Origin of the sequence: Mycobacterium sp. M26 (genome assembly GCF_001494595.1) — a bacterium.
In the GTDB taxonomy this organism is placed as follows: domain Bacteria; phylum Actinomycetota; class Actinomycetes; order Mycobacteriales; family Mycobacteriaceae; genus Mycobacterium.
Genome location: NZ_LN929908.1, coordinates 3,164,870 through 3,187,890 on the forward strand (window position 1 = coordinate 3,164,870; position 23,021 = coordinate 3,187,890).

25 protein-coding genes are annotated in these 23,021 nt (G+C 67.2%); 5 read left to right on the forward strand and 20 right to left on the reverse strand.

Features of this window, described 5'->3' with window-relative positions:
- Genes BN3385_RS24440 through BN3385_RS24460 form a run of 5 tightly spaced genes read right to left on the reverse strand, consistent with a single transcriptional unit; the run spans window position 1 to window position 4,156 of the window.
- Window positions 1-534: an aromatic-ring-hydroxylating dioxygenase subunit beta gene (locus BN3385_RS24440; protein ID WP_059020783.1), complete on the reverse strand. Its 534-nt coding sequence runs from the start codon at window positions 532-534 to the stop codon at window positions 1-3.
- A gap of 4 nt (window positions 535-538) precedes the next feature.
- A complete protein-coding gene (locus BN3385_RS24445; protein ID WP_059020785.1) occupies window positions 539-1,807 on the reverse strand; it encodes an aromatic ring-hydroxylating oxygenase subunit alpha in 1,269 nt (422 codons plus the stop codon).
- The gene (locus BN3385_RS24450) at window positions 1,804-2,589 is read right to left on the reverse strand and encodes an enoyl-CoA hydratase/isomerase family protein (RefSeq protein ID WP_059020787.1); all 786 of its coding nucleotides are present in this window, start codon (window positions 2,587-2,589) and stop codon (window positions 1,804-1,806) included. Before BN3385_RS24450 ends, BN3385_RS24445 begins: the two co-directional genes overlap by 4 nt.
- Window positions 2,586-3,389 carry an enoyl-CoA hydratase/isomerase family protein gene (locus BN3385_RS24455; protein WP_059020789.1) on the reverse strand — a complete coding sequence of 268 codons (804 nt, stop codon included), beginning with the start codon at window positions 3,387-3,389 and terminating at the stop codon, window positions 2,586-2,588. The genes BN3385_RS24450 and BN3385_RS24455 overlap by 4 nt, the downstream gene beginning before the upstream one ends.
- On the reverse strand, window positions 3,386-4,156 hold the full coding sequence (locus BN3385_RS24460) for an enoyl-CoA hydratase/isomerase family protein (RefSeq protein ID WP_059020791.1): 771 nt from the start codon (window positions 4,154-4,156) through the stop codon (window positions 3,386-3,388). Before BN3385_RS24460 ends, BN3385_RS24455 begins: the two co-directional genes overlap by 4 nt.
- A 208-nt stretch (window positions 4,157-4,364) precedes the next feature.
- Here BN3385_RS24460 and BN3385_RS24465 point away from each other — a divergent pair, with 208 nt between their 5' ends.
- Window positions 4,365-5,162 (forward strand): SDR family NAD(P)-dependent oxidoreductase, encoded by a 798-nt coding sequence (locus BN3385_RS24465; RefSeq protein ID WP_059020792.1) that lies wholly within the window; start codon window positions 4,365-4,367, stop codon window positions 5,160-5,162.
- Window positions 5,163-5,197: 35 nt separating this feature from the next.
- Here the strand turns inward: BN3385_RS24465 and dprA are convergent, their stop codons facing one another.
- The 8 genes from dprA to rplS all read right to left on the reverse strand — a co-directional run bounded on the left by dprA (window position 5,198) and on the right by rplS (window position 14,061).
- The gene (gene dprA, locus BN3385_RS24470; protein WP_059020794.1) at window positions 5,198-6,331 is read right to left on the reverse strand and encodes a DNA-processing protein DprA; all 1,134 of its coding nucleotides are present in this window, start codon (window positions 6,329-6,331) and stop codon (window positions 5,198-5,200) included.
- Window positions 6,328-7,839 (reverse strand): YifB family Mg chelatase-like AAA ATPase, encoded by a 1,512-nt coding sequence (locus tag BN3385_RS24475; protein ID WP_059020796.1) that lies wholly within the window; start codon window positions 7,837-7,839, stop codon window positions 6,328-6,330. The genes dprA and BN3385_RS24475 overlap by 4 nt, the downstream gene beginning before the upstream one ends.
- The gene (locus BN3385_RS24480; RefSeq protein ID WP_059020799.1) at window positions 7,839-8,204 is read right to left on the reverse strand and encodes a YraN family protein; all 366 of its coding nucleotides are present in this window, start codon (window positions 8,202-8,204) and stop codon (window positions 7,839-7,841) included. The genes BN3385_RS24475 and BN3385_RS24480 overlap by 1 nt, the downstream gene beginning before the upstream one ends.
- Window positions 8,205-8,306: 102 nt before the next feature.
- Window positions 8,307-11,657, reverse strand: a complete 3,351-nt coding sequence (locus tag BN3385_RS24485; RefSeq protein ID WP_156432870.1) for a beta strand repeat-containing protein — start codon at window positions 11,655-11,657, stop codon at window positions 8,307-8,309.
- A 116-nt stretch (window positions 11,658-11,773) separates the two neighbouring features.
- Window positions 11,774-12,079: a DUF2469 domain-containing protein gene (locus tag BN3385_RS24490; RefSeq protein ID WP_059020803.1), complete on the reverse strand. Its 306-nt coding sequence runs from the start codon at window positions 12,077-12,079 to the stop codon at window positions 11,774-11,776.
- Window positions 12,080-12,126: 47 nt separating this feature from the next.
- Window positions 12,127-12,828: a ribonuclease HII gene (locus BN3385_RS24495; protein WP_156432967.1), complete on the reverse strand. Its 702-nt coding sequence runs from the start codon at window positions 12,826-12,828 to the stop codon at window positions 12,127-12,129.
- Between the two features lie 12 nt (window positions 12,829-12,840).
- Window positions 12,841-13,656, reverse strand: a complete 816-nt coding sequence (gene lepB / locus BN3385_RS24500; protein ID WP_059020807.1) for a signal peptidase I — start codon at window positions 13,654-13,656, stop codon at window positions 12,841-12,843.
- A gap of 63 nt (window positions 13,657-13,719) precedes the next feature.
- The gene (rplS, locus tag BN3385_RS24505) at window positions 13,720-14,061 is read right to left on the reverse strand and encodes a 50S ribosomal protein L19 (protein WP_059020809.1); all 342 of its coding nucleotides are present in this window, start codon (window positions 14,059-14,061) and stop codon (window positions 13,720-13,722) included.
- Between the two features lie 323 nt (window positions 14,062-14,384).
- On the opposite strand from rplS, the gene BN3385_RS24510 reads away from it, so the two are divergent.
- A complete protein-coding gene (locus BN3385_RS24510) occupies window positions 14,385-15,317 on the forward strand; it encodes a serine hydrolase (protein ID WP_059020811.1) in 933 nt (310 codons plus the stop codon).
- A 1-nt stretch (window position 15,318) separates the two neighbouring features.
- Here BN3385_RS24510 and trmD read toward each other — a convergent pair whose 3' ends face one another.
- From trmD to BN3385_RS24540, 6 genes are all read right to left on the reverse strand, one after another.
- Window positions 15,319-16,008: a tRNA (guanosine(37)-N1)-methyltransferase TrmD gene (trmD, locus tag BN3385_RS24515; protein ID WP_059020813.1), complete on the reverse strand. Its 690-nt coding sequence runs from the start codon at window positions 16,006-16,008 to the stop codon at window positions 15,319-15,321.
- On the reverse strand, window positions 16,008-16,538 hold the full coding sequence (gene rimM / locus BN3385_RS24520; RefSeq protein ID WP_059020815.1) for a ribosome maturation factor RimM: 531 nt from the start codon (window positions 16,536-16,538) through the stop codon (window positions 16,008-16,010). Before rimM ends, trmD begins: the two co-directional genes overlap by 1 nt.
- Window positions 16,539-16,563: 25 nt before the next feature.
- Window positions 16,564-16,806 carry an RNA-binding protein gene (locus tag BN3385_RS24525; protein WP_003881089.1) on the reverse strand — a complete coding sequence of 81 codons (243 nt, stop codon included), beginning with the start codon at window positions 16,804-16,806 and terminating at the stop codon, window positions 16,564-16,566.
- Window positions 16,803-17,300 (reverse strand): 30S ribosomal protein S16, encoded by a 498-nt coding sequence (rpsP, locus tag BN3385_RS24530; protein ID WP_059020817.1) that lies wholly within the window; start codon window positions 17,298-17,300, stop codon window positions 16,803-16,805. Before rpsP ends, BN3385_RS24525 begins: the two co-directional genes overlap by 4 nt.
- Window positions 17,301-17,455: 155 nt before the next feature.
- Window positions 17,456-18,370: an amidohydrolase family protein gene (locus BN3385_RS24535; protein ID WP_231748808.1), complete on the reverse strand. Its 915-nt coding sequence runs from the start codon at window positions 18,368-18,370 to the stop codon at window positions 17,456-17,458.
- Entirely contained in the window at window positions 18,349-18,765 is a 417-nt protein-coding gene (locus BN3385_RS24540; protein ID WP_059020819.1) for a nuclear transport factor 2 family protein, read from the reverse strand. The genes BN3385_RS24535 and BN3385_RS24540 overlap by 22 nt, the downstream gene beginning before the upstream one ends.
- Before the next feature lie 103 nt (window positions 18,766-18,868).
- Here BN3385_RS24540 and BN3385_RS24545 point away from each other — a divergent pair, with 103 nt between their 5' ends.
- Window positions 18,869-20,443, forward strand: coding sequence for a diflavin oxidoreductase (locus tag BN3385_RS24545; RefSeq protein WP_156432871.1), 1,575 nt, complete (start codon window positions 18,869-18,871; stop codon window positions 20,441-20,443).
- A 40-nt stretch (window positions 20,444-20,483) separates the two neighbouring features.
- A complete protein-coding gene (locus tag BN3385_RS24550) occupies window positions 20,484-21,353 on the forward strand; it encodes a D-alanyl-D-alanine carboxypeptidase family protein (RefSeq protein WP_059020823.1) in 870 nt (289 codons plus the stop codon).
- On the opposite strand, the gene BN3385_RS24555 is transcribed toward BN3385_RS24550, so the two are convergent.
- Window positions 21,354-21,989, reverse strand: coding sequence for a DUF1942 domain-containing protein (locus BN3385_RS24555; RefSeq protein ID WP_082690623.1), 636 nt, complete (start codon window positions 21,987-21,989; stop codon window positions 21,354-21,356). It abuts the gene before it with no gap.
- 158 nt (window positions 21,990-22,147) lie between these two features.
- Between BN3385_RS24555 and BN3385_RS24560 the strand changes: the two genes are divergently transcribed.
- A complete protein-coding gene (locus tag BN3385_RS24560) occupies window positions 22,148-22,999 on the forward strand; it encodes a D-alanyl-D-alanine carboxypeptidase family protein (RefSeq protein ID WP_286141851.1) in 852 nt (283 codons plus the stop codon).
- The last annotated feature ends 22 nt before the right edge of the window (window positions 23,000-23,021 follow it).

A 23,021-nucleotide genomic window follows, 5' to 3' on the forward strand; every position in this document is an offset into this window, starting at 1 on the left:
TCAGATCAGGAAGCTCAGCGACGGAATCGCCTGGTCGGCGTCGACGAGCTGCACCTTCTTGTAGGCCAGCCGAAGCTCACCCGCGACCAGCCGTAGGCGATAGGTGGTGCGGCCGGCCCACACATGATTGCCGCGGGGCCTGGCCTCGACCGCGATGAAGTTCGCCCCGACCTCCAGGTCAAGTGAGCCTTCGGGATTCGGCCTGCCGCCGAGGAATTCGATGTTGGAGACCAGCCGGCGGAGAACAGAGGCGGGTGCTTGCGCATAGCGGCGACCGGTGCGGACCTGCTTGAGTCGGGTCGAAATCCGGCTGCGGTTGTCGTAGATCACCGACATCTGGCTCAGCGGGTCATAGTCCTTGACGTCGGCGGGCACCCAGTACAGGGCATCGTCGGTCCACAACGCTTCCCAGCCGTCGTAGTCGTTCTCGTCGGCCAACCGCGCTTCCCGGTACAGGAACTGCTCGACGGCAAAGCGGTCGAACTCGGTGGGGAAGGCGGTGAGTTCAGCGGAGTCGCTGATCGAGGTTGTCACGGACTCAGTCCTTTTCCATCAGCGACTTGTACTGCGACCAGAAGGCGCGCATACCGGTCTCATCGGTGTTGGTGCCGATCGTGAAGCCGTTGTCGTCGACGGTTTCCCGATTCAGTCCCCGGCGCACATCGAGCCATTCCGGGTTGCGCACCGCGATGCCTTGCTGATTGCGCTCATACATCTCGGTGTCATCGGCCAGCAGCATCCCCGCCGGTCCGACCGAACCGATGCACTGGGACACCATGCGGCGATTGAGTTCCGGAGCCCCGGCGAGCTGGACCGCGGTGGCGTACTGAGTGCACTCGTCCACCGCCACCGGCTGGATGCAGAACACCTGAATCTCGGCGATGAACAGGTTCGGAAAGATCATCACGTGCGGAGCGCCCTCGATAAGGATCTGCTCGGCGTCGGCGCCGTGCTTGGCGCGCATCGCCGCCACGTACTCCGGTACCCGCGACTCCGTCGTGCCGAACCAGCGCATCGGCTGGGCGAACTTGCGGAACTCCGGGCGCAGGTCGTTCTCACTGTGGCCGTTGCCGAGGTCGCGTGTCACCGCCGTCGAGGAGTCGCTGTAGAGCGGGGCGATGGTGCTGCCGGTGACCCCGAAGATGGAGCCGTGGACGAATTGCGGATGGTAGCCGTCAGTTTCGTTCTCGGCGACCAGTTTCCAGTTGGCGCGCGTCTTGTGTTGCAACCATCCGGCGTTCAGCTCGACCCGGCCCTCCGGCGAGAGCCGGGTCAGACGATCGATCTCGCCTGCGGCGGCACCGAGATGCTCCACCAGGGACGGCCCGTCAGTGGCGAAGCTGCCGAACACGAAGCCGCCGTAGGTGTCGACCCGGGGCACCCGGCCCATCGGCATATCCAGCGTGCGCGCACCGTAGCCCTTGAAGAACGGGAAGCCGACGAGGTCGCCGTTGTTGCGGAACGTCCAGCCGTGGTACGGGCACCGGAAGGTGCTCGAGTTGCCCTTGGCGTCGTCGCAGACCTGGCTGCCGCGATGGGCGCACCGGTTGAGCAGCAGGTGCAGCTCGCCGTCGCGGTCGCGGGTCATGATGACGTCCTGCGTGCCGAGCTTCTTGCGCACGTAGTCGTTCGGGTGGGCGACCTCGCTCTCGTGGCCGACGAACACCCACGTGCGGTACCAGATCTTCTCGAGCTCCTCGGCGAAGATGGCCGGATCGCTGTAGAGGCTGCCGTGCACCCGGTTCGGACGGATCAGCCGGTCGAATCGGCCACCGGTGTCAGCTGCGGGATCGATGACTGAGGTCATCTGTGTACTCCTTGTCGTGTGCCGAAGGACGGTCGGCGTTTCTCCGCGAAGGCGGCGACACCCTCTGCGAAGTCGTCGCTTCCGAAAAGCTTTGCCTGATAGGCGGCCTCAACATCGAGGACATCCAGGGCAGGCATGGTCGGCGTCAGCGCCAGCAGGGTCTTGATGGCGCCGTAGGCCTGGGCGGGCCCGGCCGCCAGGCGTGCCGCGTCCGCGCGGGCCGCCGCCAAGGCACCGCCGGGCTCGGTCGTCACGTCGACCAGCCCCCACTGCTCGGCCGCCTCGGCGGTGAACGGTTCGGGAAGCAAGAGCATCTGGCGGGTCCGCGCCACGCCTATCCGGCGGGGCAGCGTGGCGTACGTGCCCATATCGCCGGCCAGCCCCACGTTGGTGAACGTGGTGGCAAAGCGGGTGTCGCGGGCCGCGATCACCCGATCGCACGCGGCCGCGAGCGCTGCGCCGGCACCGAAGGCGGCGCCCTCCACCGCCGCGATGACCGGCTTCGGGGTGTTCCAGATCGCCCGGATCACCCGCTGCGCAAGCTGTACGCGCTCCATGGCCTCGGTCTCGCCCAGCACCCGCATCGTCGAGATGTCACCACCAGAGCAGAACGTTGACCCGGCTCCGGTCAGAATGATCACCCGCACCGTGTCGTCGGCGTCGGCCGCCTCCAGCGCATCGGCCAGTTCGATCCGCAACGGAATGTCGATCGCGTTGCGAACATCCGGCCGGTTGAGGGTGACCGTCCGGACTGCGCCGTCATCGTCGACGAGGACGTTCATCGGCCGGTGAACTTCGCCGGGCGGCGCTCGATGACCGCGCGCAGACCTTCCAGGGCGTCCTCGGTACCGGAAAGCTCTGAGACGGTGCGGGATTCCTCGGGAAGCCGCTCCTCGATGGAGGCGCCCACCCCCGACCACACCAGGCGTTTGGTCGCCGACAGCGCGCGGGTGGGCATCGCCGACAGCTCGGCGGCGATGGCCTGGACGCGGGTCGGCAGATCCTCATCCGCAACGACTTCGGTGATCAGACCGATTTCGGCCGCCTCGTTGGCGGTGAGGGTCGGGTTGGTGAGCAGAATCCGCAGCGCCTGCCGCAGGCCCACCAGCTGTGCCAGGGTCACCGAGGATCCGCCGTCGGGTGCCATACCCACCCGGACCGCGCCGGAGAAGAACTTCGCCGACTGTGCGGCGACGACGATGTCGGAGGCACAGACCAGACCGAGCCCGCCGCCACCGGCGGCGAACCCCTGCACAGCGGTGACCACCGGGACTCGTAACTGGATGAGTGCCGAGGTCGCGAGCTGCAACCAGGCAGTGGCCTCGCGCAGGTAATCCGGCAGCTTGTCGCCCTTGGACTCGAACGTCTTCACGTCGCCGCCGGCGCAGAAGTTGCGACCCGCCCCGGACAGCACGACGACCTTCACCTCAGGATCGGCGTGACAGGTCAGCACGGCGTCGTGCAGCGCCTTGAGCGTCTCGACGTTGAGGCCGTTGGAGGTCTCGGGCCGGTTGAGCCGGATGCTGGCGACGCCGTCGGGGGCCACCTCGCGCAGCACCGCAGGGTTGAGAGTCGCGGTCATACGGTGGCCTCCCTGTTCTTGAATGCCGACACCCCGGCCTGGCCGGCGTCGCCGCAGATCCGCGCGACGACGGCATCGGTCTCCTGGTCGATGGCGGTCTGCAGATCGGTGTGGAGCCCGTGGCTCACCAAGCGCTTGATGGCGGTGACCGCCGAGCGGTCGCGACCGGCGAGCCGCTGCAGGAATGCCTCCACCGATTCGTCGAACTGGTCCGCGGGAAAACACTGCTGGGCCAGGCCTAACAGCAACGCGTCCGGGCCGCGCATCTTGTCGCCGGACAGCAGCAACGTCAGCGCCTGCTGCCGCCCGACGGTGCGAGGCAATCTCGCCGTGCTGCCACCGCCGGGGATCATCCCGAAGTTGATGTGGTTGTCGGAGATGCGCGCCGTTTCGGACACCAGGACGATGTCGACGGCCTGCATCAGCTCGAAGCCACCAGCCGCGGCGACACCGTCGACCGCCGCCACGACCGGGATGTCGGTTCGGCTGACCGCGTCGCAGGCCGCCTTGAACGACGTGAACAGAGTCCGCAGCTGATCCGGGCCGGCGGCACGTAGCCGTTGCACCTCATCGAAGTCGCCACCGGCGCAGAAGTTGCCCCCGGCTCCGCGAATCACGATGACGTTGAGGTCGTCGCGAAGGCCCAGCTCATTAATCGCCGCGCCGAGCGCATCGGCGAGCTCAATACTGATCGCGTTCATCTTGTCCGGGCGATTCAGGGTGATCCGGCCAATAGCGCCCGTGATCTCGGTGAGTACCGGGGTCACATGTCCCCCCGGCTGCCACGGAGCATGACTGCGCCGGCCAACCCCTGCGCGGCACCGGTGGCCACTGCCACCCTCGCCTGCAGCAGTTTGTCCATCCTGGTCTCCCTCGCCCCGTCGCTCATAGACAAATCTAATCCATATTTCTAATCTAGGTTAAATCACGGGGTTGAGCGGGACAAGGATGGCCCCTACGAACTTAAGGATCACCATGGATCTCGGACTGGCCAACGCCCGCGTCGTCGTCACGGGCGGAGCGTCGAACATCGGCCGCGGCATCGTGCACGAATTCGCCACCGAAGGCGCGCGAATCGTGCTCAACGACATCGACGAGCCGCAGGCCAGGAAGGTCCGCGACGAAGCCCTCGCCCTCGGGGCGAGCGCAGTCGAACTCGCAATCGAGGACCTCACGGTGCCCGGGGGCGCGGAACGGACCATCGCCGCGGCCGTCAGCACCTGGGGCGGTGTCGACGCGGTCGTCAACAATGCCGGTTGGAGTGTTCCCGGCTTCGTGGCCACCGACACCGACCGCGATAAGTGGCAACGCACCATCGAGGTCAACTTCTTCAGCGCGGTCGCCATGACCCAGGCCGCGATCGGACCTATGAAGGAAGCCGGTGGCGGGTCGCTGGTCTTCATCGCCAGCGACGCCGCGTTCGGCCAGATCCGCCAGGGCATTTACGGCGCCTCCAAAGCGGCCATGGTGGCCTTCGCACGGACCACCGCGCGCGAGCACGGCCGGCACGGCATCCGCTCCAACATCGTCTGCCCCGGACTGGTGATGCCGGAGGGACCCGACGCCGTCGGCGCCTCGAGCCTGTGGGCGGTCGGCGAGGACGAAGTGTTCAACCCCAAGCAGATTGAGTTCATGCTCAAAGACACTCCGACCCGCACCCTGACCACCGCGGTCGACGTGGCACGGGCCGTGCTGTGGTTCTCCTCGGCGCGAGCGGCGAGCCAGGTGACCGGCCAGATGATCTCGGTCAGCGGCGGCTACACGATGCCGTGACCTGTGGAACACACTGCGGTCCGGCCGCCAGGCGCTCACCGGCCAGCCCGGCCCAACCGCCAACAGCCGTCCTGCTGCTGAATCAAACCCCTGATCTCCAGAGTGGCCAACGGCCCCAGCACGCTGGTCGGCGGCAAGCCAGACTCGACCGCGATCTCGTCGACGCTGCGAACCCCGCGGCGTGGCAGTGCCTCGTAGACCCGACGTTCAGTGTCATTGAGGCCGTCGAGCGGACTGCTTGGATGCGGCTCCTCGGGTGCCAATTCCCCAGCGCGACCGACGAATTCGACCACATCCTCGGCTCGGGTCACCAGTTCGGCACCGCCGCGCAGCAGGATATGACAACCGGTGGAGGCCGCCGAGGTCACCGGGCCGGGCACAGCACCAACGACCCGGCCCAGGGCCCGTGCCCACGCGGCGGTGTTCGCAGCGCCGCTTCGCACCCCCGCCTCGACGACGACGGTGGCCGCAGACAAGGTGGCAACCAGACGATTGCGGGTCAAGAATCGATGCCGGGACGGCCGAACCCCCGGTGGATACTCCGTCAGGAGCAGGCCGGTGGTGCTCACCCTGTGTAGCAGCGCCGAGTGACCAGCCGGATACATCACATCGATGCCCCCGGCGAGTACGGCGACGGTCGAGCCTTCGGCCGACAATGCGGCGCGGTGCGCCACCCCGTCGATCCCGTATGCACCACCGGACACGACGGTCACGTCGTGCTCCGCCAACCCGGCCGCGAGTTCGGCAGCGACGTGCTCACCGTAGCCGGATGCCGCCCGGGTGCCCACAATGGCAGCGGCCCGATCGGTGACCTCGTCGAGGTGGGCCGGCCCGATGGCCCAGAGCACCAAAGGCGGATGCCCTTGCTGTTTGTCTCGGACCGCGCAGCCCCCGAAGGCAACCATTGCCAGCGTGGGCCACTCCACGTCGTCCGGCGTGATCAGACGACCACCCCGTCGCTGAAGCAGTTCGAGATCAGCTCGGGCGGAGTCGATGTCGCGACGCGCGGCCGTTCGTTCGGCGAGCCTGAGTCCGACCTCGCCGTGCCGAATCCGGTCGGCGGCCTCAACAGGTCCCACTTCGCCGACGAGCGCGGACAGTTCGGCGCACGGTGGCTCGGCCACGCGAGACAGATAGGCCCAGGCTTGGCGTGCTTTCTCGTCGCTCATGCGATGGACTCCCCCTGCCGGAAACTCAGTGCCACCGCTACGTCGTCGACGTCTGGCATGGTGCGGCCCGCCAAGTCGGCCAACGTCCACGCAACCCGCAGTGACCTGTCGACGCCTCGGATGCTGAGTACGCCTCGCTCCAACGCCGTCTTGAGCGGTGCCATGGCGACCTTGGACAGCCGGAACTGTCGGCGCAGCACAGTGCCGGTCACCTCGGCGTTGGTGGTGAATCCGTACCGTAGCCAACGCGACGCTGCGGCAGCACGTGCCTGCGCAACCCGCTCACGCACCACAGCGGAACTCTCCGCGGCATGCGAGGCGAACGCGCCGGCCCGCACCATATGCATCTGCACGCGCAGGTCCACCCGATCCATCAGCGGGCCAGAAAGCTTCCCCAGGTAGCGGCGCTTCTGCACGGCCGAACAGAGGCAGTCATTCGGGTCCGCCGGTGCACACGCGCACGGATTGGCTGCCATGACCAGTTGGAAGCGCGCGGGATAGCAGGCGACCCCGTCCCGGCGCGCCAACCGTATCTCGCCATCCTCCAACGGAGTTCGAAGCGCTTCGAGCACGCTGAGCCGCAGCTCCGCGCACTCGTCGAGAAACAGCACGCCGCGGTGCGCGCGGCTCACTGCGCCGGGACGCGCCATGCCCGTGCCACCGCCGGCCATCGCTGCCACGCTCGACGAGTGGTGCGGGGCGATGAAGGGCGGCCGAACAACCAGCGGAGTGTTCTCCGACAGTGTTCCCGCCACCGAATGGATGGCGGTCACCTCCAGCGATTCGCGTTCGCCAAGATCCGGCAACAGCTCCGGTAGTCGTTGAGCCAGCATTGTTTTCCCGACACCGGGCGGCCCCGTCAAGAACAGGTGGTGCGCTCCGGCAGCAGCAACCTCGACGGCAAACCTCGCATGAGTCTGCCCGACCACCTCAGCCAGGTCGATGGTCGACGGCGATGCCGACCGCGACGCGGTGATCCGCCCGTCGAGCGTGCCGAAACCCGCGAGCCAGGCCAGCAGATGCCGCAACGTCCGCACGCCCAGGACCTCGATCCCGTCGACCAGGCTGGCCTCGGCGAGATTGTCCACCGGCACCACCACCGCCTGCCACCCCTGCTGCTTGGCGGCCAGCACTGCAGGCAGCACCCCCCGAACCGGGCGAACCCGGCCATCGAGCGCCAACTCCCCCATCAACACCGTCTTCTCCAGGCGGTCCCACGGTTTCCTGCTGTTCGCCGACAGGATCGCGGCCGCGATCGCGATGTCGTAGAGCGATCCCGTCTTCGGCAGGGTGGCGGGCGAGAGCGCCAGGGTGAGTCGCGACATCGGCCAGGTCTTGCCGCAGTTGGTGATGGCCGCACGCACCCGGTCCCGGGACTCCTGCAAAGCGGCGTCCGGTAGCCCGACCAGATGCACCCCGGGCAACCCGGAGGTGATGTCGGCTTCGATCTCGACGATCACCCCGTCCAGCCCACGCACCGCCACCGAGAACGCCCGTCCCAGCGCCATCAGCCGACACCTTCGAGATGGAACACCTCGGGCTGGCGCTGCCTGCCGACCCGCACGCCGATCACGTCGATGCGCACTGCCGCCCAGCGCCGGTCCTGCTCGGCCAGCCACAGTCCGGCCAGGCGCCGTAGCCGACGGACCTTCTGCGGGGTCACCGCCTGCGCCAAGCCACCGAATCCGTCACCGGTGCGGGTTTTCACCTCGACGAACACCACCGTGCCCGCGCCGTCGGCCGCGATCACGTCGAGTTCGCCGTACCGGCAGCGCCAGTTGCGCGCCAGGATGCCCAACCCCAGCGACCTCAGATACTCGACGGCCCGCTCTTCACCCAGCGCACCCAATTGGCCACGCGTCATCGTTGTCATGTCCGCAGCGTCGGCCAAAGCTCCGACAGCGCAGCGACGCTCAACGCCGAAGAACCCCCCGAGAGTGCCTGTTATCCACAGACGCTCATCTGTCCACAGGCGTCAGGGCACCGTGACCGGCTGACCGTTGAGCGTGAATCCGGTGGCGGTGTAGCTGCTGGCCGGCGCGTTGGTGGCGAACACAGGCAGCGCACTGTCGGTCAGCGCGATGTTCTTGAGCACCACACCGGAGATCCGGCCGGCACCGGGGTCGAGGATGATGCCGGTGGACCGCTGGGCATACTGAGGTGTTCCGCTGATGGCCAGATCGGAGATGGTCACCGTGCTGATGGTGGCGGCCGAGCTTCCCGAGTACACCAGGACCGCGCCCTGGACGATATCGGTGCCGACCGCGGTCTCGACCAGCGAGCCGCCCGTGATCGTCACGTTCGACACCGAGCGGGTGTTCCACGGGGCACCCTCGGCCGCGACGTAAACCGCGGCCGCCCAGGTCCGCCAGACCGAGATGTTGGAGAACGACACGTTGTTACCGCCGACGACGGCGATACCGCGACCGTCGGATCCGCTGACCACCGGGTTGGTGACGACGATATTCTGCGAGATCGGCTCGTCGGCGTAGGACACCACGACCACGGCGTCATCCTCGGTCCACGCGGTCGACGGGTTGATGACCGTACCGTCGTGGCTGCCGCCGGTCATGTGGATACCATCGGCTCGGGTGTAGCGCACGGTGTCGTGATCGAAGGTGAAATTGCTTGCGCCGTAGGCGAATATGCCTGCCGCCGCCGATCCGGTGACGCTGACGTTGCGGACGGTGTCGTGATCGCCGGTGACGAGCAGCTTGTGCTGGTCGAGGCTGCCGTAACGCAGTCCCTCGGTTGCCGCGGTCAGGTTGATGTTCTGCAACGTCACACCGTCGCCGGTGATCTGCACCGAGGAGGTGGCGTCGTTGATCGAGTTGATGGTCGCGCCATTGCCGTCGACCGTCACCGAGTTGTTGCGCAGGTACAGGATTCCCGCGACGTTGTAGGTACGGCCCCGCTGCAGGCGCACCGTGCTGCCCGGGGTGGCCGCATCGAGAATCGCCTGCAGGGCTGCGGTGGCGTCGGCGGCTCCCGCCGGCACCGCCAACGGGCCCTTCTCCGTGACGGTTTCGGTGCTGACGGGTTGTGCGTTGACCCGCCACACCCCGGTCGAGGTGGTCAGGTAGGCCGTCCCGTCGGTGCCGATAGCCACCGCACCGGAGGGCAGTCCGGCCATCGTGTGCCTGACCACACCGTCGGGCGAGATCACGGTCACCACGGTGGTGGCCACACCGCTGGCGTTGACGCCCGAACTCGCTTGGTACACCGTGCCATCAGCCGCGATGACCACCCCGCCGACCGGCTGACCGGACTGGGTGCGGTCGGTGATGGTTCCGTCCGCCGCCCACGCTCGCAGCAAGGTGGTGTACCCGCTCTGGGCGTTGCCGGTGGCGGTGGTCTGATAGACCCGCCCGTCGGCCAGCACCACCAGACCACCGACCGGCTGACCGGACTGGCTGCGTGAGACCACGGTGCCGTCGGATGTGAACTGGTTGACCAGGGTGGTGCCGGCCGCCGAGTCGTAACTGGTCTCGTAGACGCTGCCATCGGCGGCCAGGACAAGATCTGTTGCGGGCGAGCCATTCTGGGTCCGAACCAACGCGATACTGCCATCCGGCCGCACCACGGTGACCGTGGTCTTGCCGGCCGACACGGAGGCCTGGTAGGCGTAGCCGTTGCTACCGACCAGAACACCGCCGACGGGAGTGCCTGCCCACGTCTTGCTGATCCGGCTGCCGCCCGGCGCCACCACTGCCACCGTGGTGCCGCCGATGGCCGTGGTCTGGTAGGCCGTGCCGTCGGCCGCGATGACCGTCGTGGGCCGCACCCCGAACACAGCGGTGCGCGCCGAGGTGGTTCCGTCGGGCCGGATCGCGGTGATGACGGTCGTGAAGGTGTCGGTGTCCTCGGCGTACAACGACGTTGTCTGGTAAGCGATCCCGCCGGTCCCGACGACCAACTGGCCGTCTGGCAGACCGGACAGCGTGTACTCCCGGGAGGTTCCGCCGGGCAGCAGCACCGCGACCACCGTCGACTTATGCATATCGGTTTCGTAGAGGAAGCTGGTCTGATACGCCGTACCATCGGCACCCACGACGAGAGGTCCTGCGGCCTCCCCCCGCTGGGTGTGGGTCGTGGTGGTGCCGTCGGCACGCACGGTGCGAACGACGGTGGTGTAACCGGGATTGGCACTGCCCGCCGTGCTGGTCGCGTAGATGCTGCCGTCCGGCCCGATCACCACAGCACTGCCGGCGCCGATGACACCGGGTTGGGTGTAGTCCACGACGGTGCCGTCCGGGCGCACGGCACGCAGCACCGTGGTATCGCTGCTGTAGTCGATACTGCCGGGCCCGCCCGACGAACTGAGTTGGTAGGCGGTGCCGTTGGCGGCGACGACCACACCGCTGTAGGCCTGGCCGGCCTGGCTCACCGTGGTCGACGTGCCGTCCGGCCGGACGATCGTGACGTAGGTGCGGTACCCGTTGGTGGCATCACCGCCGACGGTGGTCTGGAAGACGATGCCGCCGGGACCCGTCACCGCGGTGCTGAACGGTGCACCGGGCAGGGTGACGACGTCAGGTGGCACCGGGGTGGTGGCCGGGGTGACGTGGACGGTGACGGTGCTGCTGGCCGTGTGGCCGGGGTCGCCCAGCAGACCGAAGGTGAGCATGCTCAGCAGTCCGGACAGACCGTGGATGTGGAATCCGCTCTCGGCGTCGGAGGCGGTGACGGTGAACGTGTCGTCGTAGGCCGTCAGCCCACCCCAGGACGAGGGCGGGGTGTAGGTCGCGGTATCACCTGTGGTCGCCAAGGTCCCGCCGGCGGTGCCCACCCCGGCGTTGGCCACCGTGTACGTCAGTGTGTCGCCGTCGGGATCGGTGCCGTTGAGCGCGAACGGCTGGCTGGTCTGGCCTGCGGCCAGGGTCAGCGGCACGGCCTGCGGGGTGATCACCGGCGTCGAGTTGAAGAAGGTGCGCCGGAACCACCCGATCAGTCCGGTGTCGGCAGCGGCCGTCTGGGCCGGCGTGGCCGGGCTGTTGGGCGCGGTCACCGCTGCGGCCACCGGCGCCGCGGTGGCCATCTCGACCACCCGGCTGCGCCCGACGGCCGCTGACGGCTTCGGCGCGGCGGTGCTCGGCGCAGGAACGACGAGTGCGATCGGTCGGCGCGGGCCTGCGGCGGCCTGGCGCCGGGCCGGGGCAGACCGCGGGGCGGGTTTACCGTGTGGCGCGGCGTTGCCGGTGGTGGTTGCTGAGCCATCGGATGACGGCGCAGCCTCGGCGATCGCGATACCGCCGGCCATGGCGCCGCCGATCCCCAACGCAACCGCGAGTGCGCCGACCCTGCCGACGTAGTTCGCGTGTTTCATGATCCCCCCGACAAAAGCCCAGCGCACTGCGTCGCTGTAGCTCATGCCGAGATTAACTCAGCCCAAAAGCATTTACTGCCAATTAGTCCAATGCGCAAATAAAAAGGGGCACAAAGTCACTCAGGAAGGCGGAGTTCCGGCTTCTCCACTTCCTCGATGTTCACATCTTTGAAAGTGATAACACGTACTTGTTTGACGAAACGTGCCGGCCGGTACATGTCCCACACCCACGCGTCGGTGAGCCGCAATTCGAAGTAGACCTCGCCGTCGGCGTTCCGCGGAACCATTTCGACACTGTTTGCCAGATAGAAACGACGCTCCGTTTCTACGACGTAGCTGAACTGTCCGACGATGTCCTTGTATTCGCGGTACAACGAGAGTTCCATCTCGGTTTCGTACTTTTCGAGATCTTCGGCACTCATTGGCTCAGCGGTCCTCTTGTCTGCTTGTCGTCGGTGTCCATCTTGTCTCACCCCGGTCCGGCGCGCTGCGCCGGTGCGCACTCGGCCACCACTTCGGTTCCGCCGCCCGCCACCCGTCGGACGTTGATGAAGGAGTACCGGTGCTCGCGGCACGGCCCCAGTGCGTTCAGGGCTGCACTGTGCGCCGCCGTGCTGTAGCCCTTGTGCTCGGCGAAACCATAGCCCGGATGATCGGCGTCCATCGCCACCATGAGCCGATCTCGGCTCACTTTGGCCAGCACGCTGGCCGCCGCGATACAGGCTGCCGCCGCGTCACCACCCACCACCGGCAGTGACGGCATCGGCAGCCCCGGCACCCGGAACCCGTCGGACAGCACATACCCCGGCCGCAGCGACAGCCCGGCCACCGCCCGTCGCATGCCCTCGATATTGGCCACGTGCACACCGCGGCGGTCCACCTCGGCGGCCGGGATGAACACCACGTGGTAGGCCAGCGCGTAGCGCCGGATCACCGGGAATAGCTCCTCGCGGGCCTTCTCGGTGAGCTTCTTGGAATCGTCGAGCGCGGCCAGGCTCTCCAGCCGATTGGGCCCAAGCACGCATGCTGCCACCACCAGCGGACCGGCGCAGGCACCGCGGCCCACCTCGTCGACGCCGGCCACCGGCCCCAGGCCGCTGCGATAGAGCGCGGATTCCAGCGTGCGCAGGCCCGACGACTTGCGGATCACCGTGCGCGGCGGCCACGTCATCGCGGGCACGGGTCAGCCCTGCTGCGGGTTGACCGAGGACACACCACCCCAGCGCGACGGCGGCCACGCGATGAACCGCGCCTTGCCGATGACGTTGCTCACCGGAACCGTGCCGGCCATCGGGTCGCCGGTGCACAGGATGCCCTTCTGGGCATCGGCAGGGGTGCTGGTGCAGTGCGCCCGGGAGTCGGCGGAGTGGGTGCGGTTGTCCCCCATCACCCAGAGCCGGTCATCGGGCACCTTGACCGGGCCGAACTCATTACCCAGGCACGGGTAGACCAGCGGGTCGGCCATCATGGTCTCAGCGTTGAGGTAGGGCTCCTTGAGCGGCTTGCCGTCCACGGTCAGACCAGTGTCGGCTCGGCACTGAACGGTCTGACCACCCACCGCGATGACGCGCTTGACCAGGTCGTTCTCATCCGGCGGGACGAAGCCGATGAAGGACAGGGCGTTCTGCACGGTGCGAATCGCGGCGTTGTCCGAGCGGATCGACTTGTAGCCGACGTTCCAGTTCGGCGGGCCCTTGAAGACGATGACGTCACCCGGCTCCGGGTCGCTGAACCGGTAGGTGACCTTGTCCACCATGATCCGGTCACCCGTGCACCCGTTGCAGCCGTGCAACGTGGGTTCCATGGATTCCGACGGGATCAGATACGGGCGCGCCACGAACGTGAGCATCACGTAGTAGAGAACCAGGGCGATCGCGACGAGGATTGCGCCCTCGCGCAGCGCTGAGCGCTTCTTCCCGCCCTTGTCAGAATCGTCCGGAGCGTCCGTCTCAGTGGAGTGTTCCGGCGAAGAGTCGGCCGAGCCTGCTGTGTCGGTCACGTGATCAGCGTAGCCAGCCCGACGGGCTGCTCTGCGTCATGCGGAAGGCCAGAGCGTCGAAGCTCAGCGCTTTTCCTTGATCTTGGCCTTCTTGCCGCGCAGCTCGCGCAGGTAGTACAGCTTGGCGCGACGGACGTCACCGCGGGTGACGACCTCGATGTGGTCGATGTTGGGTGAGTGCACCGGGAAGGTGCGCTCGACGCCGACGCCGTAGCTCTCTTTGCGCACGGTGAAGGTCTCCCGGACGCCGCCGCCGGAACGGCGGATGACGACACCCTTGAAGACCTGGATACGCGACTTGTTGCCCTCGATGACCTTCACGTGAACATTCACGGTGTCGCCGGGGCTGAAGGTCGGGATGTCGTCGCGCAGCGACGCCTGATCGACGAAGTCCAGCGTGTTCATCGGTGACACTTCCTTGCGTTTCGCGGCTGCGGCCGACAACCTGCACGTGGAGCGCAGGCAGCCGTCGAGCCGATGGATTCGGGCACGTGGTGTGTGTCGCAGCAGGCGGAAAGACGTCCGGCCCGCGCGGGCAACTGCTCAATTGTGCCAGATGGGCCGCGAGCAGTGAAATCGCGCGGCTCACCGGCGACCCGCCGAGGTCACGGGGATGTCCCGGAGTGCTAACAGTGCGGTGTACAAAAGGTACGGTTAACCTGAATTAGCGGGCGGCGGCGCGGCAAGCCCACACACTGCCTAACACCGATTCCCTGCAAGGAGAGGCCATGCGACGGCGTCCGTCGGTGCTGGTCACCAGCACCGCAGCGGCACTGATCGGTGTTCTGGTCGCGTCTTCCTCGGCCCAGGTCAATGCCGGTGCCGGCGACAGCGCCCCGCAGCGCGTCACCCTGCTCAGCGCGGACCCGAACTCGATCCCCGACGCCCCGGTGATGGCACCCGCCCCGGAGGCTCCGCCGCCAGCCATCATCGGTCTGGACGTAAGGGCCAAGCAGGCGGCGGCCGAGGCCGCCAACAAGGGCGCCGATATCAGCTTCACCGTCCTGGACCGCAAGACCGGTCAGATGATCTCCGGTGGCGATATGGGCGCATTCCCCATCGCGTCGGTGAGCAAGCTGTTCATCGCCGACGATCTGCTGCTGCAGGTCGCCAAGGGCCAGCGCGAGCTCAGCCCCGAGGAGCGCCAGCAGTTCGACGTGATGCTGCGCTCGTCGGACGACAACGCCGCCGAGATCTTCTGGAGCGAGAGCGGCGGCAACGCGGTCATCAGCCGGGTCAAGGCCCGCTATGGGCTGACCGGGACCACGCTGCCCTATGACGGGCACTGGTGGACCACCATGAGCACCACCGCGGATATCGTCCGCTACTACGACATGCTGCTTGACGGGGCCGGCGGCCTGCCGCCCGAGCAGGCCGCGATCATCCTGTCCGACCTGTCCGCCTCGACGCCCAACGGGCTCGACGGCTACCCGCAGCGGTTCGGCATCCCCGATGGGCTGTTCGCCGAACCTGTTGCGGTGAAACAGGGTTGGATGCCCGGCTGGAACGGCAACAACTGGTTGCACATGTCGACCGGTGTGATCGGGCCCGACCGGCGGTTCGTGATCGCGATGGCCTCACTGCAGCCCGTCGACGATGCCAGTGCCCGTAACACGCTGACGCAGGCCATCAAGACGATGTTCCCCGAAGGGCGTATCTGACCTACTCGCCCAACAGATCCGGGCGGCGTTCGCGGGTTCGCGTCAGCGCTTGTTCGTGGCGCCAGGCGCGCACCTTGGCGTGATCACCGGAGAGCAGTACCTCGGGCACCGACAGGCCCCGCCAGGTGGGCGGCCGGGTATAGCTGGGCCCTTCCAGCAGGCCGGCGTTCTCCGGGGAATGCGAATCATCCTGGTGTGATGCGGGATTGCCCATGACGTTGGGTAACAGCCGGACCACCGCCTCGATCATCACCAGGGTGGCAACCTCACCGCCGGCCAGCACGTAGTCGCCGATCGAGACCTCTTCGACCCGCATTCTCGTGCGGGCGTCCTCGACCACCCGCTGGTCGATTCCCTCGTAGCGGCCGCACGCGAACACCAGGTGCTGCTCTTGCGTCCAGCGCTGGGCGGTGGCCTGGTCGAACAGCCGGCCCGCCGGGGTGGGAACCACCAGAAGCGTTGCCTCGGTGCAGATCTCGTCGAGCGCCTCGCCCCAGACCGGTGCCTTCATCACCATACCGGGGCCACCACCATAGGGCGAGTCGTCGACCGAGTGATGCACATCGTGGGTCCAGCGCCTCAGGTCGTGTACCGCGAAGTCGACGATGCCCGACTCAATGGCCTTGCCGGGCAACGACTCCCGGACCGGATCGAGGTATCCGGGGAAAATGGTGACGACATCGATGCGCATCAGCCCGCGTCGTCCAGATTCAGCAGCCCCTCGGGAGGATCGATCTCCACCACGCCCTCGGCCAGCGACACGGCCGTGACGATGGCGCTGACGAACGGGATGAGCACCTCGGCCCCATTGTCGGTACGGACCGAGAGCAGTTCGCCGGCGGCGGTGTGCAGCACCTCGGCCACAGACCCGACGGGGGTGCCGTCCACTGCGCGGACGGCCAGACCCTCGAGTTGGTGGTCGTAGAACTCGTCGGGGTCCTCGATGGGCGGCAGCTCGGCCGCCTCGACCACGAACAGGTGACCGCGCAACGCGTCAGCCGCGGTGCGATCGGACACCCCGGGCAGCCGGACCAGAAGCCGCCCGCCGTGCGGGCGGGCGGCTTCGATCACGACATCGCGAGCACCCTCACCGCGAGCAGGCCTGAGCCGCAGGCGATTACCGGGCGCAAAGCGCTCTTCGGGTTCGTCGGTGCGGACGTCGACAACCAGCTCACCGGTGATGCCGTGGGCTTTGACCACACGTCCGACGACGAGCTCCATATCGATCCCCGAGTCGCCGAAGGAGCTACTGGTCGGTGTCCACCACGTCGACGCGAATACCGCGACCGCCGATACCGGCGACCAGGGTGCGCAGCGCGGTGGCGGTGCGACCGCCACGGCCGATCACCTTGCCGAGGTCGTCGGGATGCACGTGCACCTCGACGGTGCGGCCGCGACGGCTGGTCACCATGTCGACACGGACGTCGTCAGGATTGTCGACGATCCCGCGGACCAGATGCTCCACGGCGTCGACGACGACCGAGCTCATTCTGCGGCGGCCTCAGTGGCCTCGGCAGCAGGCTCAGTGGCCTCGGCAGCAGGCTCAGTAGCCTCGGTAGCCTCGGTGGCCTCGGCCTCGTCGGCCTTCTTGGCCGGAGCCTTCTTCTTCTTGAGCTGAGTGGCTTCGCCGGTCGGCGCGCCATCGGCGGCGGCCAGGGCGGCGTTGAACAGGTCCAGCTTGCTGGGCTTGGGCTCCTTGACCTTCAGCGTGCCCTCAGCACCCGGCAGGCCCTTGAACTTCTGCCAGTCACCGGTGATCTTCAGCAGCTGCAGCACCGGCTCGGTCGGCTGAGCGCCAACGCTCAGCCAGTACTGCGCGCGCTCGGAGTCGATCTCGATGAGGCTCGGCTCTTCCTTCGGGTGGTACCGGCCGATGACCTCGATCGAGCGGCCATCACGGCGGGTGCGCGCGTCGGCGACGGCGATGCGGTACTGGGGATTGCGGATCTTGCCAAGCCGGGTGAGCTTGATCTTGACAGCCATGAACTACTACTCCTGTTGTGTTGCCACGCTGCAATTCAGCGATGCGGGCGGATGCCCGATCCGGTTTTGCCTCACGTGTGTGACCGCAGGACGGCGCATCCGAAGAAGCCGTACGCGGACAGCCGCCCATTGTGCCAGATCGCGTTGAGCGGGTGTTAATCGCCGGAATGGGCGCTGATCGGCCCAAACAGCGCGGCGGCGTTGTCGTGGAGCACCTTGCGGCACCACTGGTCGCCCAGGTCGAGGGCGACTATCGAGTGCAGCGCGTGGTGGTAGGAGTACGGAATGTTCGGGAAGTCGCTGCCGAAGAGCACCTTGTCGGACAGCTCCTGCAGCGCCGGACGCAGATCGGGCGGGAACGGATCGCGCTGCTCGGTGAATTCGGTGAAGACCATCGTGGTGTCGAGGTAGACGCCGGAATAGCGCTGCGCGAGGTCGATGAACTCCCGGTATTCCGGCAGGCCCATGTGGGCGATGATCAGCCGCAGCGACGGGTGTCGGCGCAGGATCTCGGCCACCGGGCCGGGTCCGGTGTGCCGGCCGGGCTGGGGTCCGGAGCCGGCGTGGATCACCGTCGGGATCTGCGTCTGGGCCAGCAGCTCCCACACCGGATCCAGCAGCGGATCCGTCGGGGTGTAGTCGCCCACCTGGATGTGGCACTTGAAGACCCGGGCGCCCGCCTCGATCACTCGGCGCACGTAGTCCGGCGCCGATGGCTCGGGATAAAAGGTCGCGGTGTGCAGGCAGTCGGGCACATCGGCGGCGAACTGGGTGGCCCACGAATTGAGCCATTCGGCCATATCCGGTTTGTGCGGGTACACCAGCGAGGTGAAGGCGCTGACGCCGAACTGGCGCAGCCGCTGCACCCGCTCGGCTTCATCGAGTCGGTACTCGATGGGCCAGGGCCTGCCGACCAGCGGCCCCACCCCGTCGAAGTAGGCCCACACCTTGTCCATCACCCGCTTGGGCATGAAGTGGGTGTGGACGTCGACAATCGCGTCGAGCCCGATCTGGCCGATCAGGTCGCGGACTGCGGTGACCTCGGCGTTCAGAAGAACTTCTGGATGCACTTGGTCTCGGACCGGCGGCTCATCCGCCAGCCGTCGGCGGTGCGGACGAACTCGTCGTCATACCAGAGCCCGCAGAACATGATCTGCCCGTCGTCACCGAGTTTCATCGGGTTGAAGCAGATCGACCGCGAGGCCGCGGTGTCGCCGTTCAGCCGGATATCGACGTTGCCCAGCATGTGGTAGTACGCCGGGAAGTTCGGCATCACCTCGGCCAGCCACGCCTTCACCTCCGGGAAAAGGCCCGCGATCCCACCCATCTCGGTGTAGTCGATGTGGGCATCCGGGGTGAAGACCCGATCCAAGTCGTCGAAGCGTTGATTGTCGATCGCGGTGGAGTAGTCGATCAGCAGTTGCTGAATCTCCAACCGGTCCGAGATTTCCGCCAGGCTCAGCATCCGTCCGATTCAACACCACGACGGACGGGACGCCCAGGGAGGTCTACCCGGAGGAGCGCTTCCTGAATAAGGTAAGCCTAACCTGATGAAAAAGGAGTGTGTGGTGGACGACCACCCGGGCTTTGCGCCGATCATCGGCTACGCCAGCGATATGGGCACCGCCGAGTACATCGCCGTCCAGCTCTCGGAGCACCTCACAGCCTCCGGCATCGACGTCGGCGAGGTCGAGCTCAATGACATCTCGCTGGGCGACCTTCGTTCCGCGTCGCACGTCATCATCGTGACCTCCACCTTCGGCGACGGCGAGGTTCCCGACAACGGTGTCGTGTTCTGGGAGGAGCTGAGCGCAACCGTCGAGCAGCTCCCCCACCTGAACTACGCCGTCCTGGCGCTGGGAGACAGCTCCTATGAGCTGTTCTGCAATGCCGGACGGATCATCGACGCCCGCCTGGCCGAGCTCGGCGGGTCGCGCCTGGCTGACCGGGTCGAATTGGACTGCTATCGGGAAGGCGACGCCCGGCAGTGGCTGGCCGATATGACCACGATCCTCGAGGCCGCCGGCGCCGAGCGTGCTGGCACAACCCCGATCGTCGCCGCCGCGAGACCGGCCAGACCGGTGACCGAGAGCATCTGGACCGAGGACAACCCGTATGTGGCCACGATCATCGTCAACCGCCTGCTGACTGGCGCAGCATCCGACAAGGAGGTCCGGCATTTCGAACTCGACCTCGGCGACTCCGGAATCACTTATTGCGCAGGCGATTCCGTGGCGATTCACGCGCCCAACGACAGCAGACTCGTCGAGGCCATCCTGGCGACGCTGGGTGTCAGCGGTCACGACGTCCCCAGCGGGCGCGACCTGTCGCTGGCCGAACTGCTCGGCAACCACCTCGAGATCCGCACCCCGTCGCAGGCGCTGCTGACGCTGGTGAGTTCGCGGTCCGGCGCCCCACCGTCGGCCCTACGCGGATGTGACGTGCTTGACCTGCTCGGCCTCGGCGACTTCACCCTCGACGAGGTACTCGAGACCCTGTTGCCCCTGCGCCCACGCGACTACTCGATCGCATCGAGCCCGTTGCACCACCCGGATCACCTTCATCTGACAGTGGCCGCCGTCCGATACGCAAGGGGCGGCCGCCAGCACCACGGCACAGCGTCGACGTTCCTGGCCGACCGGGCCGCCACAGCGCGAATCCACCTGCGGCCCAATCACCATTTCCGGTTGCCCGCCCCCGACGTGCCGATCCTCATGGTGGGTCCGGGGACCGGCATTGCACCCTTCCGGGCCTTCCTCCAGGAGCGCCAGAGCACCAGGGCGCTGGGTAAGTCGTGGTTGTTCTTCGGCGACCGGCGGCGCCACACGGATTTCCTCTATGGGGACGACCTGGAAGGGTTCCTCGCGTCGGGCGCGCTGACGCGGATGGACCTCGCCTTCTCGCGCGATGCCTCGCAGAAGGTCTACGTGCAGCACCGGATGAAGGAGCACGCCCGGGAGTTCTTCGACTGGCTTGAGGACGGCGCCCACCTCTATGTGTGCGGCGCCGACACGATGGCCAAAGACGTCGACCGCACGCTGCATGAGATCGTCGCCGACGTGGCCGGTGTCAGCGCCGAGGCAGCCCACTCGTATGTCAACGACCTGATCAAAAGCCATCGCTACGTGCGCGACGTCTACTGAGGTCTGAGCCGGCCGGCTCCTCCGGTTAGGCTCGGACACCATGCGCAGACTTCTGGCGAGCGCGACGACGGCGCTGATACTGCTCACCTCCACCGCAGGCATCGCCTCCGCTGACACCGACCAGCCGCCCGGCTCCCTACCGATACCTGACGGCCCCGCGCCGGCCTGGATCATCGCCGACATGGACACCGGCCAGGTGCTGGCCGGACGCGACATGTACGCACCGCATCCGCCGGCCAGCACCATCAAGACGCTGCTCGCGCTGACGGCCCTCGACGAGGTGGACCTCAATGCCACCGTGGTGGCCACCGACGCCGCCACTCGAGTGGAGTGCAACTGCGCCGGCGTGAAGCCGGGACGCAGTTACACCGCGCGCCAGCTCCTTGACGCCGTGCTGCTGGTGTCGGGCAATGACGCGGCAAATACGCTGGCCGACATGCTCGGTGGCTATCAGGCCGCCGTCGACAAGATGAACGCCAAGGCTGCCTCGATCGGCGCGACCAACACCCACGCCACCTCCCCGTCGGGGTTGGACGGTCCCGGCGGACCGGGCTGGACCACCCCGCATGACCTGGCGGCCATCTTCCGCGCCGCGATGGCCAACCCCGTGTTCGCCGAAATCACGGCACAGCCGGTGGCGATGTTCCCCACCGACACCGGCGACAAGCCGTTGGTCAACCAGGACGAGTTGCTGGTGCGCTACCCCGGTGCAATCGGCGGCAAGACCGGGTTCACCGACGCCGCCCGCAAGACGTTCGTCGGTGCCGCCGACCGCGACGGCCGCCGCTTGGTGATCGCCATGATGTACGGGCTCATCCACGAAGGCGGCCCGACGTACTGGGATCAAGCGGCGATGCTGCTGGACTGGGGCTTCGCCCAGAACCGTTCCGCCAGCGTCGCGACGTTGTAGCTAGCGGCGTCCGCCCTCGCCGCCACCGTTGAAGCCGGGCTGGGCGACTTCGCTCTCGTTCAGCTGGTACGGCGAGGAGGCGATGTCATTGGGGGTGGCGACGATGGCCGCATCACCTTCGGCCGGCATCGGAGCTGCTGCACCCGCCTGCGCATCCGGGATCACCTGCGAATTCTCGGTCGCGTCCACCGGTCCGGTGTCACTACCGGCCTGACCCGGTACCCAGGCGAGGATGTCGCGGACTCCGTCGTTCCAGACGACGCTGTTGGGAACGTCGCCGACGACGTCGAAGTAGAGCTTGCCGGCGTTCGACGCACCCCAGATCGAGGGGTAGAAATCGCCGGACTGGGCACGCGCGCCGAACCGCTCGATGAACGGCGGATAGTTGCCGCCGAACCCGTCAATCTTCAGCGTGGCCGCGTAGAGCCTGCCGTTGTGCGGCACCGGGTCTGAGCTGGGTGCCAGCGTGCCCACGGTGTAGCCGATGTACGGCAGCCCGTTGGGTCCGTTCAGCTGCTCCTGCACACCGAACACATTGATGCTGTCGGTCGCCGACGCCGTCGCGGCGTTGACGGCGGCGAGTCCGAACGTCACCGCGGTGGCGGCTACGACTCCGGCCAGTTTCGCGATCTTCACAGTGCCTCCCTTACCTGGTCAATGCAGATATCCCCCGGTGTACGTCTGTGCAAACGATACTGCCGACGAGACCACCACCATGGGGAAATGGCGACTGCGACCATTCGGAGACCTTGCCGAACCCGTACCGCGTTCTTGCCCACCTAGCCTCGGCAAACGTGCGTGTGTTCTCCGGGTGGTTGCGCCGTTCCGCGGTGGCAATCGTGGCGGGGTCGGTGGCCATCGCCTCAGCCCCACCCGGCGCGGCCGAACCGTTGCCCGGGGCGGCGGTCATCGCCACCCCGGCAGGGCCCGCGCGGGCGTCGTTGGTCGCCGATCTGGATAGTGGCCGCATCTACGGCGGCCGTGATCCCTACGGCGCGTACGCGCCCGCGAGCACCATCAAGCCGCTGCTGGCCATGGTCGTGATGGACCTGGTCAACCCGGCCGCCGCGATGCGCGCGACAGCGGCCAACACCGACGTCGAATGTTCCTGCGTCGGGCTGGTGCCGGGTGCGGTGTACACCGCGCGGCAGCTGCTCGACGCGCTGCTCATGGTGTCGGGCAACGATGCCGCCAACGCGCTGGCCGACATGGTCGGCGGCTACCAGGTCGCGATCCAGCGGATGAACGTCAAGGCCTACCAACTGGGAGCCCGCAGTACGCGGGCGGGTTCACCGTCCGGTCTGGACGGGCCGGGCTGGGAGTCGGTGACCACGCCGCACGATCTGGCAGTGATCTATCGCGCCGCACTGAACTATCCGCTGTTCACCCAGATCATCCATCAGAGCACCGCGTTGTTCCCCGACGGCAAGGGCGGCGCCAAGCAGATCGCCAGCCACGACCGCCTGCTGTCGAGCTATCCCGGATTCATCGGCGGCAAGACCGGTTTCACCAACCTGGCCAAGGAGACCTACGTCGCCATGGCGCAGCGCGGCGGCAGGCGCGTGATCGCGGTGATGATGTACAGCGACGATGCGCTGTGGGATCAGGGCCGGGCATTGCTGGATTGGGGCTTCGCCCAGCAGTAGCGGTTCTTGTCGGTGGCCGCTT